The following is a 14,836-nucleotide window of genomic DNA, read 5'->3' on the forward strand; positions in this document are numbered from 1 at the left end:
CCGATGGCCTCTGTCAGTGATTGGATTCATGACGTGGATGAATTAAGACGATTTATTGGCAAAGGGTAGTACAGCGCGAGAGGAAAACCTACCGGGAAGCCCGACTTTACTGCGTTAACGCCAGCCCGGCGACAGAATGACGAAAAAGCCGGCGCGAGGCCGGCTTTTGGCGTATTACAGCAGGAACAGAGTGGCGAGGCCGAGGAAGATGAAAAAGCCGCCGGTGTCGGTCAGCGCGGTGATGAGCACGCTCGAGCCGACCGCCGGATCGCGGCCCAGTTTGAGCATGGTCATCGGGATCACCACGCCCATCAGCGCCGCCAGCAGCAGGTTTAGCAGCATCGCCAGCGTCATCACGCCGCCCATCGCCGCGTCGCCGTACAGCAGCCAGGTGATCACGCCCATGATGCCGCCCCACACCACGCCGTTGATGATGGCGACGCCCAGCTCCCTGAGCATCAGGCGCGAGATGTTGCCGACTTCAATCTGGTGCAGCGCCAGCGCGCGCACAATCATGGTGATGGTTTGGTTGCCGGTGTTGCCGCCGATGCCAGCGACGATCGGCATCAGCGCCGCCAGCGCCACCAACTGGGAAATGGTGTGTTCGAACAGGCCAATCACGCGCGAGGCGACGAACGCGGTACAGAGGTTGATCGCCAGCCAGGCCCAGCGGGTCTTGACCGCCTTGCTGACCGGGGCGAACACGTCTTCTTCCGGGCTCAAACCGCCCATGCGGCGCAAATTGGTGTCGCTCTCTTCGTTGACGGCGTCGACGATCTCTTCGATAGTCAGGCGGCCCATCAGTTTGCCTTTTGCGTCAACCACCGGGGCGCTGATCAGGTCGTAACGTTCGAACGCGCCGGCCGCTTCATCGGCCTTGTCTTCGGGCTGAAAGGTGGCGGGATCGCTGTCCATCACTTCGCGCACCGGGATCTCCGGGTCGTTCAGCAGCACTGCGGTGAGCGGCAGTTCGCCCAGCAGGGTGTTTTTGCGATCGGTGACGAACAGTTTATCGGTGGCGTCGGGAATGGTTTTGCGCATGCGCAAAAAACGGTGCACCGCGCCGAGCGTGACGTCCGGCCGCACCGTCACCAGTTCGAAATCCATCATCCAGCCGACGCTGTCTTTGGCGTACTGGCTCATCTCGCGCACCTGGGCACGCTGCTCCGGCTCCAGCGAGGTCAGCAACCGGCCCATCAGGTTACGCGGCAGGTATTGCGCCAGATAGGCCTGCTCGTCGACGTCCAGCGTTTTGATCGCTTTGAGCAGGTCTTTATCGCTCATTTCTTCGATCAGGCTGTCCCAGACCGGTTCGGCGACTTCCACCAGCGTCTGGCCGCGCTTGCTGTTGCCCACCAGCCGCCACAGCGCCATGCGTTCGTCCTGCGGCAGCGCTTCCAGCAGGTCCGCCAGGTCGGCGGCGTGCATGTCGTCCAGCAGGCCGGTGATTTCCGCCGTTTGGTTCAGCCGTTCGCTTTGGCTGAGGGCGTGTTCATCCCCTGGTCGGCCGAGAATGCCATCGACCAATTCTTTATTGTTCAACAGCAGAGTGAGAATGCGCTGGCGGTGTTCAGCGACTTTTTTGACGTTATGGGTTGCGGCTGACATGGTGTTCCTTAACGGGCGCTCGGCGTTCCTGACGCAGGCTCATTAAAAGATAGAGCATAGCGAGTGCCGGAGTCATTTTTATGAAACGGACGGGGCGCGGCGGTTATTCAGAGGAGGCGTCCTGTTGCGGCGCGCTGACTTCGGCGGCGTTTTGCGCAGCGGCCTGCTTTTTTTCCTGATGATGAGGCACCGCCACCACGGCGGCGTACAGCAGTCGGCCGACTAAAATGATAAAGCTGATAAACAACACTATCTTCGTCATCTGTCCGGTGGTTTTCTTGCGCATATATCACCCGGTATGCCGGTGTCCTGTGTTATTCGCTCGAGAATTTGTAACCGGATTTTAGGCGCTGATGACAAAAGTTGTCCATTTTTTTCCGGCGAGCGGCGCGCCGTATTAGGGTTTCGTTTAGGTTGGCGGAGCGGGGGCGGAAAGAAAAACCCCCTGGCTGGCAGGGGGCGGGGGATCAGGCGGAGCGTTGTTCGTCTTGCGAACCTTCTTCGTCGATCAGAAGCTTCCAGCCGACGACGTCGTTCCAGTAGGCCTGCTCGCGCTCGAAGTCCAACTGCACCAGGTTGTTTTGCGCCAGGTAGCCGGCCGGGAAGCGCAGCGTCCAGTGGTTGTCGTCGGTGGTCAGGCGCAGCGTTTCCGGCGTGGTGGTCGACTGGCGCTGGTTGTTGAGCAGGGTGCTCAGACGCAGCAGTTGGATCAGCGGCAGGTAGTGTTTCTTTTTGAACAGGTTGAGGCGCGGCAGCTCTTCCAGCTTGATCGCCTTGCGGTGGAAACGCACCAACGCCGCCAACAGCAGCTGCTGTTCCTGGTTAAAGCCAGGCAGGTTGGAGTTTTGCAGAATGTAGGCCGAATGGCGATGCATGCCGCTGTGGTTGATGCTCAGCCCCACTTCGTGCAGCATGGCGGCCCATTTCAGCAGGGCTTCCAATTGCGGATGCACCAGCTTGGTGTTTTGCGCCATCCACTGCGAATAGAGCAGTTCGGTGGTTTCCAGCACTCGCTTGGCCTGTTCGCGGTCGATGTTGTAGTGATCGGCCAGGCTTTTGGCGGTGCGGCTGCGGATGTCCTGGTGGCGGAAGCGGCCTTCCATTTCATACAGCACGCCTTCGCGCAGCGCACCGTCAGACAGGCGCAGATCGCGGATCGCCAGTGCATCGAACACGCCGCACAGAATAGCCAGCCCCGGCACGAACACCGATTGGCGATCTTCCGACAGCCCCGGCAGGCTCAGTGAGCTGAAGCTTTTGAACTGCAGCACCTGTTCGGCGAGCATTTCCAGGCGTTCGAGGGTGATCAGACCGTCTTTTTCGCCCATCGCCACCAGCACTTCGTGGGCGGCCTTGATGGTGCCCGAGGCGCCCAGCGCGTACTGCCAGCCCTGAATGCGGTACTGCCAGGCCAGCGTTTCCAGCTTCTGCGCCGCCGCCAGCCGCGCGCGGCGGAAGTTGTTTTTGCTGATCTCGCCGCCGGGGAAGAACAGCTGGGCGAAGCTGACGCAGCCCATGCGGCGGCTTTCCGCCAGCAGCGGCTCGAAGTCTTCGCCGATCACCAGCTCGGTCGAGCCGCCGCCGATGTCGATCACCAGCTTGCGGCCTTTCTCCGGTTGAGTGTGCTCCACGCCCATGAAGATCAGGCGCGCTTCTTCCTGGCCGGCGATGATTTCGATCGGGTAGGGGATCACTTTGGCGGCGCGCTTGAGGAACACTTCGGCGTTCACCGCCTGGCGCAGGGTGTGGGTCCCGACGATGGTGACGTTATCCGCCGGGAAGCCCTGCAGCCGTTCGGCAAACAGCGCCAGGCAGGCCAGGCCGCGTTCTATCGCCTCTTCACTGAGTACGTTGTTGCTGTCCAATCCGTCGGCGAGGTGCACCCGCTGTTTTAAACGGCCCAATACTTGTAAGGCGCCGTTGACGACGCGGGCGATCACCATGTGGAAACTGTTCGACCCGAGGTCGATGGCGGCGATTTCCTGCGGTTTGTTCGTTGCAGTGTTTTTTAGCGGCATAGTTGCTGGCCTACTGTCCTGGTTGTTCCAGAGCTTTTAAATACTCGTAAATAGCCACCTGGGCGCGCACTTTGCGGCGGTTGCCGCGCGGCACGTACTGGTTGCTCAGTTCTTTATCCACATAACGGGCCTTGACCGTATCGCTGAACAGGATCTCCAGAATGTCCAGAACGCGCTGTCTCAGCGCCGGATCCAGCAGCGATACCGCCACTTCGATACGGTAATCTATGTTGCGGGTCATCCAATCGGCGGAGGACAGATACACCCGTTTGTCACCTTTGTTGTCGAAAACGTAAACCCGATCGTGTTCCAAAAAGCGATCGACGATGCTGATCACCTGAATATTGTCGCTGATCCCCGGCAGGTTGGGAATCAGGGAACACATACCCCGCACCAGCAGGCGGATCTTCACGCCGGCGCCGGACGCGGTATATAACCGATCTACCAGCCCTTTATCCACCAGATTATTTATTTTCAACATAATGCCGGCCTGTTCCCCGGCCTGGGCGTTGGCGATTTCGTTGTCGATCAGCTCATACAGCTTCAGGCGCGAGTTCTGCGGCGACACCATCAGGTTGTCGAAGGTGACCGGCCGGTAGGGGTTCTCGATAAAGTTGAACACCCGGCGCACTTCGTTGGTGATGCGCGAGTCGGCGGTCAGCAGCGAATAGTCGGTATAGATGCGCGCGGTTTTTTCGTTAAAGTTGCCGGTGCCGATATGAGCATAGCGCACAATTTCATCGCCTTCACGGCGCGAAATCAGGAACAGTTTGGCGTGGATTTTCAGCCCCGGCGCCGAGAAGATTACGTGTACGCCGGCTTCGGTCAGGCGCTTCGCCCAGTGAATGTTGGCCTCTTCGTCGAAGCGCGCCTGCAGCTCGACCACTACCGTGACCTTTTTGCCGTTGTGCGCGGCGTGGATCATCGATTCGATGATGCGCGAGTCTTTCGCCACGCGGTAGATGTTGATTTTGATCGCCAGCACGCTCGGATCGAACGACGCCTGGCGCAGCAGCTCCAGCACGTGCTCAAAGGTGTGGTACGGGTAGTAGAGCAGCACGTCTTTTTCGCGAATGGCGTCGAAGCCGTTGCGGAAACCGTCGAACCAGATGTGGCGCAGGCGCGGCAGCGGCTTGTTGACCAGATTGGCCTTGCCGACGTTCGGGAAGCTGATGAAGTCTTTAAAGTTGTGATAGCGGCCGCCGGCGATCACCGAATCGTAGTTGGAGATGCCCAGCTTGCCGCGCAGCAGTTCCACCATCTCGTTCGGCATGTCGCGCTGATAAACGAAGCGCACCGGTTCGGCGGTGAGGCGCTGTTTCAGGCTGGAGGACATCAGTTCCAGCAGGCTGGATTCCATTTCGGTCACCAGATCGTACTCGGCGTCGCGGGTCATCTTCATCGAATAGGCGTTGAGCGCGTCGTAGTCGAAGAAGCCTTTGAAAATCTCATCCAGGCAGTAACGCAGAATGTTGTCCAGCAGGATCATCGGCTTGCGGCGGCGCGGCGCTTCCGGCGGCAGATTGACGAAGCGCGGCACTTTGTCCGACGGGATTTCCAGCAGCGCATAGTCGGTGCGCGCGCCGCGGATAATTTCCACCGCCAGATAGGTGTAATCGTCTTTCAGGAACTGCACCAGATTGGTGTCGTGGTTGATCAGGATCGGCGTGATGTGCTGGCGCAGATGCTGTTTGAAATACTGGCGCAGCCAGATTTGCTGGTTTTCGGACACCTGGCGTTCGTTGATCAGGAAGATCTGGTTGCGCGCCATTTCCAGCAGCAGATCGTTGTACAGGCCGTCGAATTCCTGATCGGTTTTCAGCACCTTGGCCTGGATCTTTTTCAGCAGGTGGCGCGAGGCGCCGGCGGAGCCCTGCTCTTCGCTGATCAGGATGCGGCGTTTGAGATCGGCGAAGCGGACCTTATAGAACTCGTCGAGGTTGTTGGAGTAAATGCCCAGAAAACGCATTCGTTCAATCAGGGGATTGCTCTTATCTGCGGCTTCCTGCAACACGCGTTCATTAAAGGATAACCAGCTTAGTTCTTTTTCGATGTAGAGCTTTTCCTGACCCATTGCCACTCCAGTTCAATTTTAGAATAGGATCCGGGACGCAGCGCCCGGATGCCGCTCTAGTGTCCTTCATCATTATTGCGAGAGATTGACAGGAAAGTCCAACATATCCATTGCGTTGGCGCGCGGCGTTTTTCGCCGACAATAAATTTTCCCCGCGGCGGGATGCCCGGCAGTGAAACGATCAGCATGAAATGACGGTTAGCAGGCTTATTCTTGGCGTTATAAAGCGTGTTTATGGTCATTTTTCAGCAATATATCAAATTCATATTGTCTGTTGGCAGTGTAAAAAACCTGGGTTGAGTCGGGTAACTTTGTCATGCAAACGTCATAAAACTGACATAAGATGCCCGGTTATCTTACGGCGTAAGCCCGATTACATCAGCGACAGCGAGACACATGACACAGACGACGGCAAATCAACATCCCCGAGATCGCCTGCGCGGGCGCATCGACCGCGGCGTGCAGGCGGCAGTGACCGCCTGCGGGCTGATGGTGCTGATGACGTTGATGCTGATCTTCGTTTATCTGCTGTTTGCGGTGCTGCCGCTGTTCAAACCGGCCTCGCTTGGGCAAGTTCAGCCGCTGCCGATTGTGGCGTCTTCCCCGGCGCTGGCGCTGGGCATGGACGTGCAGCAGCGCGTCGGTTATCGCATCGATGCGCAGGGCACGGGGCAATTTTATCGTCTGTCGCCGGCGCCGAGCGGCCAGGCCCAGACACCGCTGGTGCAGCAAACGCTGCTGGCCAAACCGGCGCTGCTCGCGCAGGCCGCCGGAGAGCGGGATCTGTTTGCGCTGGCGCAGGCCGACGGCCGGTTGGTGGTGGCGCGCGCGGATTTCGCCACGGCGGAAAACGGCCGGCCGCAGTGGCTGTTCCCACTCGGCCAACCGCCGCTGGCGCTGGATCTGCAGCGCAAGCCGCTGAAGCTGTTGTCGCTGGCGGACGCGCATCGCGGGCAGTATCTGCTGGCCGGGGTGACCGACGATCGGCGGCTGGTGTTCGGCCGTTTCAGCCCGGATCGGCCGCCGCAGTTCAGCGAACGTCCGCTGGAACACGACGCAGGGCAGTTGGTGCTGACGCCGGATGGCCGCCAGCTTTACCTGCTGGCGGGCAACCGGCTGGCGCGTTACCAGATCGACGGCGCGCAGCTGCAACTGCGTGAAACGCGCACCTTGGGCGAACACGCCCCGTACCAGATGACGGCGCTGCCCGGCGGCAGCGCGCTGCTGATCAAGGGCGCCGACGGCAACCTGCGCGAGTGGTTTGAGGTGGAAAAAGAGCAGCGCTGGCGACTGACGCCGGTGCAGCATTTCGACCACGACGCCGACGGGCAGGAGCTGACGGTGGCTGAACCTTATCGCCGGGTGTTCGCCACCCTGCGGCCCGATGGCGGCTTCTCGTTATTCTCCACGATCCAATCCCAGCCGCTGCTGAATACCCGTTTGGGCGCCGAGGTGCGGCAAATGGCGTTCGCGCCGCGCGGCGATGGCCTGCTGCTGGAGAGCGCGCAGGGCTGGCAGCGCTATGCGCTCGACAACCCGTATCCGGACGTCACCTGGCGTTCGCTGTGGGGCAAGGTGTGGTATGAGAACTACCCGCAGCCGGCCTATGTCTGGCAGTCCACCTCCGGCGAAGACAGCTACCAACCGAAATTCAGCCTGATGCCGGTGATCTTCGGCACCTTCAAGGCGGCGGCTTACGCGATGCTGTTCGCCATCCCGCTGGCCTTGGCCGGCGCCATCTATACCGCTTACTTTATGACGCCGGGGCTACGGCGAGTGATCAAACCGGCTATCGAAGTGATGGGCGCGTTGCCGACGGTGGTGATCGGGCTGGTGGCCGGCATCTGGCTGGCGCCGATCATCGAGCAGTATCTGTTGGCGGTGCTGGCGTTGCCGCTGCTGTTGGCGGTGGCGGTGCTGCTGTGCGGCGCGTTGACCCATCGCTTTATGCCGCGCTGCCGGCCGGGCGTCGATCTGCTGTTGCTGTTACCGCTGCTGGCGTTGACGGTGTGGCTGGCGTTCAGCCTGGGGCCGTGGCTGGAGGTGGCGCTGTTCGGTGAGCCGCTGCATTTCTGGCTGGGGGATAATTATGACCAGCGCAATGCGCTGGTGGTGGGCGTGGCGATGGGGTTCGCGCTGGTGCCGATCATCTTCTCGCTGGCGGAGGACGCGCTGTTCAGCGTGCCGGCCACCCTGAGCCAGGGTTCTTTGGCGCTGGGCGCCACCCAATGGCAGACGGTGATCAAGGTGGTGCTGCCTTCCGCCAGCGCCGGCATTTTCTCCGCGCTGATGATCGGCTTTGGCCGCGCGGTGGGAGAAACCATGATCGTGCTGATGGCCACCGGCAACACGCCGATTATCGACGGCAGCCTGTTCCAGGGGCTGCGAGCGCTGGCGGCCAATATCGCCATCGAAATGCCGGAGGCGGTTTCCGGCAGCAGCCATTACCGCGTGCTGTTCCTGACTGCGCTGGTGCTGTTTGTCTTCACCTTCGTGTTCAACACGCTGGCGGAGGCGGTGCGCCTGCGGCTGCGCAAGCGCTACACGCCGAATCAGGAGGCGCCATGAAAAACTGGGTGAAGAGCGGGTCACCGTGGGTGTGGCTGACCGCCGGTTCGGTCGCCGTCAGCCTGCTGGCGCTGATCGGCATTCTGTTGCTGCTGGCCGGGCAGGGGATGCGCTATTTCTGGCCGAGCCCGGTTTATCAGTTCGAACTGAATCAGAACGGTGCCGGGCCGGTGACGGTGATCGGCGAGTTGTACCAGCAACAAAGCATTTCCCGGCGCCAGCTGGCCGAGGCGGGCGTCACGCCGCCGGGCGAGGCGCAGAACGTCGAACGTTATCTGATTAAGGTCGGCAACCGCGAGCGCGAGGGGCAGGATTTCCGCACCTTGCTGGCCAGCGATATCCGCAGCCAAAGCACGCCGCGCAGCCTGCTGGTGCTGGAACGCGACAGCCACGGCACCGCTTACGGCTATCTGGCGGGGCTGCTGGAAGACGGGCAACCGCTGACCGGCCGCAATCTGGGGCAGGCGTTGCAGCAGCGCCTGCCGCAAATCGCCGCGCTCTCACGCCAGGCGCACGACATTCAATTCCGCGACATGGCGCGCATCAATCAGCAGTTTGACGCGCTGCGGCTGCGGGAAAAGCGCCTGCAGCGCGACGATAAGCTGGACGCCCGCGCGCAAGACGCCATCAAGGCCGAACGGCTGGAGCTGCAGCGGCAGTATCAGCTGTTGTCCGAACGTCTGGCGGGGCTGAACCGCGATCGCCAGCGCGACGCGTTGCTGCTGCGCGACATGCACGGGCAGACGTTGACCATTCCGCTCAGCCAGGTGCGCGATGCCTGGTACCCGAACGCCATGAGCACCTCCGAGAAGCTGGCGCACTGGGGCGAGCAGGTGAAGAAGTTTCTCATCGACAGCCCGCGTGAGGCGAATACCGAGGGCGGGGTGTTCCCGGCCATTTTCGGCACGGTGTTGATGGTGATCCTGATGTCGATCGTGGTGATGCCGTTTGGCGTGATCGCGGCGGTGTATCTGCACGAATATGCCGGCAACAATCTGCTGACGCGGGTGATCCGCATCGCGGTGGTCAATCTGGCCGGCGTGCCCTCGATCGTCTATGGCGTATTCGGCCTCGGCTTCTTCGTCTATATGATAGGCGGCACGCTCGATCAGCTGTTCTATCCTGAATCCCTGCCCAACCCGACCTTCGGCACGCCCGGCGTGCTGTGGGCGGCGCTGACGCTGGCGCTGCTGACGCTGCCGGTGGTGATCGTCGCCACCGAGGAAGGGTTGTCGCGCATACCCACCTCGCTGCGGCAGGGCTCGATGGCGCTGGGGGCCAGCCGGGCCGAGACGCTGTGGCGCATCGTGCTGCCAATGGCGGCGCCGGCGATGATGACCGGTCTGATCCTGGCGGTGGCGCGCGCCGCCGGGGAGACCGCGCCGCTGATGCTGGTGGGGGTCGTGAAATCGGTGCCGGTGCTGCCGGTGGACGAGATTTTCCCGTATCTGCACCTTGAGCGGAAGTTCATGCATTTGAGCTTCCAGATCTACGATATGGCATTCCAGAGCCCGAGCGTGGAGGCGGCGCGGCCGTTGGTGTTCGCCACCGCCTTCTTGCTGGTGACGATCGTGGTGAGTTTGAATCTGGCGGCGATGGGCATCCGCCATTCGCTGAGGGAGCGGTACCGAGCATGGTCGCAGTAACAATGACGCTATTTTTGGGGAGTGCGTAATGGGTTTGATGACGCCAGGCAGTTTGCCCCGGCTGGATGTCCAGCATCTCGACGATGAACAGACCGCGCTGGCGGTCAACGGCCTGAACCTGTTTTATGGTGACAAACAGGTGCTGCACGATATCTCGCTGCGTATCCCGAAACACCGGGTAACGGCCCTGATCGGCCCTTCGGGCTGCGGCAAATCGACGCTGCTGCGCTGTTTCAACCGCATGAACGATCTGGTGGACAACTGCCGCATCGAGGGCGAACTGCAGCTGAACGGCGCGGCGATCTCCGGCGCGCAGATCGACGTGGCGGCGCTGCGGCGGCGAGTGGGCATGGTGTTCCAGCGGCCGAACCCGTTCCCGAAATCGATCTATGAAAACGTGGTGTACGGCCTGCGCTTGCAGGGCGTGCGCGACCGGCGCTTGCTGGATGAAGCGGTGGAGCGTTCGCTGCGCGCCGCCGCGCTGTGGCATGAGGTGAAGGACCGGCTGCGCGAAAACGCCTTCCGCTTGTCCAGCGGCCAGCAGCAGCGCCTGGTGATCGCGCGCGCCATCGCCATCGAGCCGGAAGTGCTGTTGCTCGACGAGCCGACTTCGGCGCTGGATCCGATCTCCACGCTGACCATCGAAGAGCTGATTTCGGCGCTGAAGCAGCGTTACAGTGTGGTGCTGGTGACGCACAACATGCAGCAAGCGGCGCGCGTCTCCGACTACACCGCCTTTATTCATCAGGGGCGGCTGGTGGAATACAACGACACCGACGCCATTTTCACGTCGCCGCGCCAGCGCCGCACCGAGGATTATATTACCGGGCGGTATGGGTGAGGCCGTTTGGGCTATGAACAAACGAAAGGCTGCACAACCATGCAGCCTTTCGTCTATCAGGGGCGTCAGTAGTTTTTGCGAATGCGGATCGCTTCTTCTACCCACTCAGCCAGATTTTCTTTGATGTGGTTATAGACATTGGTGCTGGTCAGGTAAGGCGGATCATAGGCTTTGGCGATTGTGGAAAGCTTTGCGTCACCCAGCTTGATGTAATCCAAAGGGTTTTTACCTTTCGTGGTTTGGTCGCCGGCGCTGTCTTTCAAATTGTGTATATACACCACCAGCACGCCCATGCCTTTTTTCCAAGCCTCGCAGATCTCGAAATTAATCCATTTGCGATTAGCGGTATCTTTACCGGCGAGAATCACGGCGCAGCTGCGATTGTCCAACTGGCCCTTGATCCAAGCGGCGATAGCGGCGTCACCGCCTTTTTTCACTTCCTCCCAATCGTTATCCGTGGCTGGTCGGTTACCTTCCAGCGAGCCCATTTCGCGTACCTGAGAAGCGCGCCAGTTGTCCGGCTCATAATGGAAACTGTAAAAACATTTTCTGGTCATCGGGGGTTATCCTTAGTAATGATATCGATAAGCGCCAACAGGCTTTTTTTCTTCTCCGCCAGGCTGCCCGGTTCGTTAAGCTGATCCAGCAGATTCATGGCGGCGGGGTTGCGGTAGTAGAGGGTTTCTTTCATCTCCTCCTTGATTTTTCGGTAGATCTCGGCAGATGCGCTGCCGGTACAACCGATAGGAATGCAGACGCAGCCTTGTTCCGTGGCGATCTGGAACTCTTTCAATAAACCGTCGGCCAGCACGTATTCGCCTTCGGCGTTGCGTTTGTTGCCGAACAAAAAGATTGCGATGCCGCTGAGCGAAATCATGTTCTGACGGTATTCGTGCCAAAGTGCCGGTAGGGTAATGCCGCCGCTGGCGAATTGGGGGAAAGGACGCAGTACCAGCTGGCTTTCGCTGATTTTTCCCTGGCTGTCGTAAATGGCTTCCAAGGCGCCGTTGATCACCGCCGTGCCTACGCCCCAGCCGAAACCGTTGACGATGCGATACTGTTTGCGGATAAGCAGGCGCGCCAGACGATGTATGAATTGGATGGACTCTTCACGGGCATAGGGCTGGTAGTTGTCGGCGCTGCCGGAGATAAACACCGTGCTTTTCTTGAACTGCGTTTCGATGGCATACAGCAGGTCGGTGATTTGCCGATAGTCATCCACCAACAGCGTTTGAATGCCGTAACGGCGCAGATCGTTAATCATCAAGCCTTGTTTGCGGCTGTTGTAATCGCAAGACGCCTGATCCTCGCTGCCGTTGTCGCCGAGCTGGACGCGCCGCATGATGCAGTAGTGGTTTCTCTGCCCTTCGCCGTACTGCGCGTAAAGGCGGCTCAATACATATTGCAGGTTGGGGTCTTCAAAGCTGAAACCGATAAACAGGAAGGTTTTGGCAGTCAGCTCCGCCATCAGCATGTTGATAAAAGGAAGATGTGTACGGGAGTAAGTTTCGTATTGTTCGCGAGTGATAATCGCCTGGTTGGGATTTCTATAGTCACCATGCATTTTATATAAGACAACATCACGTTTGTGAATGTTGTTGGTCAGGCTTTCCGGTGTAGTTTTGACGTCGCAGACGCGATTATAACGGGCATAGGTTTTTTCAATCAGGTCGTCGTAGTTAGTGGTCCAAAGTGACGCTATCGGTAATCTGGCGATAATTCGGTGGTTTTCTGTTTCTTCTGCTTGCTCAGCGAATTCTGTAATTATTTTTTGATTTATCTTATGTCTGTTGCCTTTTTCATTGAGGTGATATTGCGCCAGAGAAATAAGATCGCTCTCTTTTTCGATATCCAGCTCCAGTTCATAAGCGATATCGCCGATAAGCTCTTTCCAGCTGACGAAACCGGCGGGGATGGACAGTCCGGCGCCGGCAAACAGCGCAGCGCTGCCGGCTTTGATATCATTAGCGTAATCTCGAATAAACAGTTCTATATTACGGTTAAACATGAGGCTATTCCCAACATTGTTTTTCTTTATTAGTTAATTAACAACTATGTTTTTTATGAATTAATTATGCTAATAGAACTATCAAGATAAGATGATAAGTTAACTTTGTAAACTCTGCTTTTTTGTTTTTGTCGATATTGAATGTGTTATTTTAATATTGAATTAATTTGTTTTTATTATTTGTTTTTTTAATTTTAATATTAATTAAATGCACTCTGGGTAATAAGATGCATTGGTTGTGGCATATCTGCATTTTTTGTCACATTGTGACTTTGATTAAATAGAAGTAATTCTCATTATCATTGATTTGCGGCGTAAAATGTATATACTCTGCCAAGGTGTGTAAGTTAACGTAAATGGATGTATTAATATGTGTGCATGGAGGCTGAAGATTTGGCCTGTGCTCTTGGCGTTTTGCAGCTCTGCGTGGTGCGCGGAAATCACCAACCCTGCCGATCGCGACAGTATTACCCAACAGCAGAAAACGTTGCTGGAACAGGCCCAGCAACAGCGCGAGGCGTTGCAAAATAGCGTCGAACTGCCGGCGTTACCGCTGCCAGTGCCGGCCGCCGCAGGAGCGGTTTGCCAGCCGGTGCGGCAGATCGTTTTTGATGGCGCCGACCATCTTTCCTGGTCGGTAAAAGAAAGCCTGGCGCGCCCGTATCAGGGGCGTTGCCTGACGCTAGAGCATATCAACCGTCTGGTGCGCGAAACCACTAATGCTTATCTGCAACGTGGCTATGTCACCTCGCGGGCCTGGCTGCAGGAACAGGATATCTCCCGCGGCGTGTTGGCCGTCAGCGTCAGCGAAGGGCGAATCGAGTCCATCACGCAAAACGGTGAGCAGACGCTGGCGTTGAAGATGGCGTTTCCCGGCCTGGTTGGCGACGTACTGAATCTGCGCGATATCGAGCAGGGCATGGAGCAGCTCAACCGCCTGCCGTCACAACAGGTGACTATCGATATTCAACCTGGCGAGCAACCCGGCTTTTCCAAAGTGGTTTTGCTGCGTGGCGCCGCGCGGGCACCGGTCTCTTTCTCTTTCGGCGCGGATAACAGCGGCCAGAGAAGCACCGGCACCGGGCAGATGAACGTCGCCTTCTCGCTGGATAATCCGCTGCGTCTCGCCGATCAATGGTCGCTTTCCGCAGCGCGCAATAACGATTTCAGCCCGCATCATCGCAGCCGTAGCCTGAACGGCAGCGTCACCTTACCCTATGGCTATTGGCTGCTCAGCTACCAGTACGCCTGGAACGATTTTTTCCAGCAGGTGCCGTTCAACGGTGCCGCTTACCGCTATCAGGGCAACAACCAGACCCAGCGTTTGGGCGCGAACCGCACGTTGCTGCGGGATGGCAAACGTAAGCTGGCCATCGATATCGGGCTGGCGCGGCGCACCACGGAAAATAAGCTGGCGGGGGAACGGTTGGGCGTCAGCAGCCCGACGCTCAGCATCGCCAGTCTGGGCCTCAATTACAGTGCGGTCACGGGCGGCGGCTATATGACGCTGAACCCGACGGTAAGCCGTGGGCTGCGCATGCTGGGCGCCACCGCCGACGATCCGCAGCGCAACGGGGCGCCGCGCAGTGAGTTCCGTAAGCTTGGCCTCAGCACCAGTTATTTCTATCCGCTCGCCCCCTCTCTTTACTACCTGACCTCGGCCTACGGGCAAACCAGCGCAGACAATCTGTATGCCGGCGAGCGCATTTCCATCGGCGGGCAATACTCGGTGCGTGGCTTTAAAGAGCAGTACCTGACCGGTAATCGCGGCGCCTACTGGCGCAATGAACTCAACTGGCAATGGCAGACGTTGCCGAGGCTGGGGGAGCTTTCTTTGACCGGCGCGTTAGACGCCGGCTGGCTGCAGGGGCGCGCCGGGCAGATAGACGGCGGCAGCGTCGTCGGTGCGGCGCTGGGCGCCACGCTAAGCGGCCGCTGGTTCAATCAGGCGGTCACCGTCGGTAAACCGCTGACGCACCCAGACAGTCTGCAACCGGATCGTTGGGTGGCCTACTGGCAAGCCACCGTCACGTTATAACGCCAGCACACAGCAGGAGCGCCTCGGCGTTCAAA

The 14,836-nt window shown here is 58.9% G+C and carries 10 protein-coding genes; 4 read left to right on the plus strand and 6 right to left on the minus strand.

What is annotated here, in order from left to right; all coding sequences use genetic code 11:
* Window positions 1-174: 174 nt before the first annotated feature.
* The 4 genes from mgtE to ppk1 form a co-directional block, all read right to left on the minus strand.
* On the minus strand, window positions 175-1,608 hold the full coding sequence (mgtE, locus tag ACJ8M3_RS19095) for a magnesium transporter (RefSeq protein ID WP_033644046.1): 1,434 nt from the start codon (window positions 1,606-1,608) through the stop codon (window positions 175-177).
* A 103-nt stretch (window positions 1,609-1,711) separates the two neighbouring features.
* On the minus strand, window positions 1,712-1,894 hold the full coding sequence (locus tag ACJ8M3_RS19100; protein ID WP_004941600.1) for a YfgG family protein: 183 nt from the start codon (window positions 1,892-1,894) through the stop codon (window positions 1,712-1,714).
* A 181-nt stretch (window positions 1,895-2,075) separates the two neighbouring features.
* Window positions 2,076-3,626 (minus strand): exopolyphosphatase, encoded by a 1,551-nt coding sequence (ppx, locus tag ACJ8M3_RS19105; RefSeq protein ID WP_033632396.1) that lies wholly within the window; start codon window positions 3,624-3,626, stop codon window positions 2,076-2,078.
* Between the two features lie 10 nt (window positions 3,627-3,636).
* On the minus strand, window positions 3,637-5,700 hold the full coding sequence (ppk1, locus tag ACJ8M3_RS19110) for a polyphosphate kinase 1 (RefSeq protein WP_089197322.1): 2,064 nt from the start codon (window positions 5,698-5,700) through the stop codon (window positions 3,637-3,639).
* A gap of 396 nt (window positions 5,701-6,096) precedes the next feature.
* On the opposite strand from ppk1, the gene ACJ8M3_RS19115 reads away from it, so the two are divergent.
* Genes ACJ8M3_RS19115 through pstB form a run of 3 tightly spaced genes read left to right on the plus strand, consistent with a single transcriptional unit; the run spans window position 6,097 to window position 10,755 of the window.
* Window positions 6,097-8,268, plus strand: a complete 2,172-nt coding sequence (locus ACJ8M3_RS19115) for an ABC transporter permease subunit (protein ID WP_123061890.1) — start codon at window positions 6,097-6,099, stop codon at window positions 8,266-8,268.
* Window positions 8,265-9,914 (plus strand): phosphate ABC transporter permease PstA, encoded by a 1,650-nt coding sequence (gene pstA / locus ACJ8M3_RS19120; RefSeq protein WP_033644042.1) that lies wholly within the window; start codon window positions 8,265-8,267, stop codon window positions 9,912-9,914. Before ACJ8M3_RS19115 ends, pstA begins: the two co-directional genes overlap by 4 nt.
* Before the next feature lie 28 nt (window positions 9,915-9,942).
* Window positions 9,943-10,755 (plus strand): phosphate ABC transporter ATP-binding protein PstB, encoded by an 813-nt coding sequence (gene pstB, locus ACJ8M3_RS19125; RefSeq protein WP_004941613.1) that lies wholly within the window; start codon window positions 9,943-9,945, stop codon window positions 10,753-10,755.
* 65 nt (window positions 10,756-10,820) lie between these two features.
* On the opposite strand, the gene ACJ8M3_RS19130 is transcribed toward pstB, so the two are convergent.
* Window positions 10,821-11,312, minus strand: coding sequence for a TIR domain-containing protein (locus ACJ8M3_RS19130; protein WP_042785184.1), 492 nt, complete (start codon window positions 11,310-11,312; stop codon window positions 10,821-10,823).
* Window positions 11,309-12,763, minus strand: coding sequence for an SIR2 family protein (locus ACJ8M3_RS19135; protein ID WP_089197320.1), 1,455 nt, complete (start codon window positions 12,761-12,763; stop codon window positions 11,309-11,311). The genes ACJ8M3_RS19130 and ACJ8M3_RS19135 overlap by 4 nt, the downstream gene beginning before the upstream one ends.
* Window positions 12,764-13,133: 370 nt before the next feature.
* Here ACJ8M3_RS19135 and ACJ8M3_RS19140 point away from each other — a divergent pair, with 370 nt between their 5' ends.
* A complete protein-coding gene (locus ACJ8M3_RS19140) occupies window positions 13,134-14,801 on the plus strand; it encodes a ShlB/FhaC/HecB family hemolysin secretion/activation protein (protein WP_089197319.1) in 1,668 nt (555 codons plus the stop codon).
* Window positions 14,802-14,836 lie beyond the last annotated feature (35 nt).

The organism is Serratia sp. CY55921, assembly GCF_052167655.1.
Lineage (GTDB): Bacteria > Pseudomonadota > Gammaproteobacteria > Enterobacterales > Enterobacteriaceae > Serratia > Serratia ureilytica.

Coding starts and splice junctions, on each gene's coding strand:
- mgtE (WP_033644046.1), bottom strand. CDS start 1,608: ATGTCAGCCGCAACCCATAACGTCAAAAAAGTCGCTGAACACCGCCAG.
- ACJ8M3_RS19100 (WP_004941600.1), bottom strand. CDS start 1,894: ATGCGCAAGAAAACCACCGGACAGATGACGAAGATAGTGTTGTTTATC.
- ppx (WP_033632396.1), bottom strand. CDS start 3,626: ATGCCGCTAAAAAACACTGCAACGAACAAACCGCAGGAAATCGCCGCC.
- ppk1 (WP_089197322.1), bottom strand. CDS start 5,700: ATGGGTCAGGAAAAGCTCTACATCGAAAAAGAACTAAGCTGGTTATCC.
- ACJ8M3_RS19115 (WP_123061890.1), top strand. CDS start 6,097: ATGACACAGACGACGGCAAATCAACATCCCCGAGATCGCCTGCGCGGG.
- pstA (WP_033644042.1), top strand. CDS start 8,265: ATGAAAAACTGGGTGAAGAGCGGGTCACCGTGGGTGTGGCTGACCGCC.
- pstB (WP_004941613.1), top strand. CDS start 9,943: ATGGGTTTGATGACGCCAGGCAGTTTGCCCCGGCTGGATGTCCAGCAT.
- ACJ8M3_RS19130 (WP_042785184.1), bottom strand. CDS start 11,312: ATGACCAGAAAATGTTTTTACAGTTTCCATTATGAGCCGGACAACTGG.
- ACJ8M3_RS19135 (WP_089197320.1), bottom strand. CDS start 12,763: ATGTTTAACCGTAATATAGAACTGTTTATTCGAGATTACGCTAATGAT.
- ACJ8M3_RS19140 (WP_089197319.1), top strand. CDS start 13,134: ATGTGTGCATGGAGGCTGAAGATTTGGCCTGTGCTCTTGGCGTTTTGC.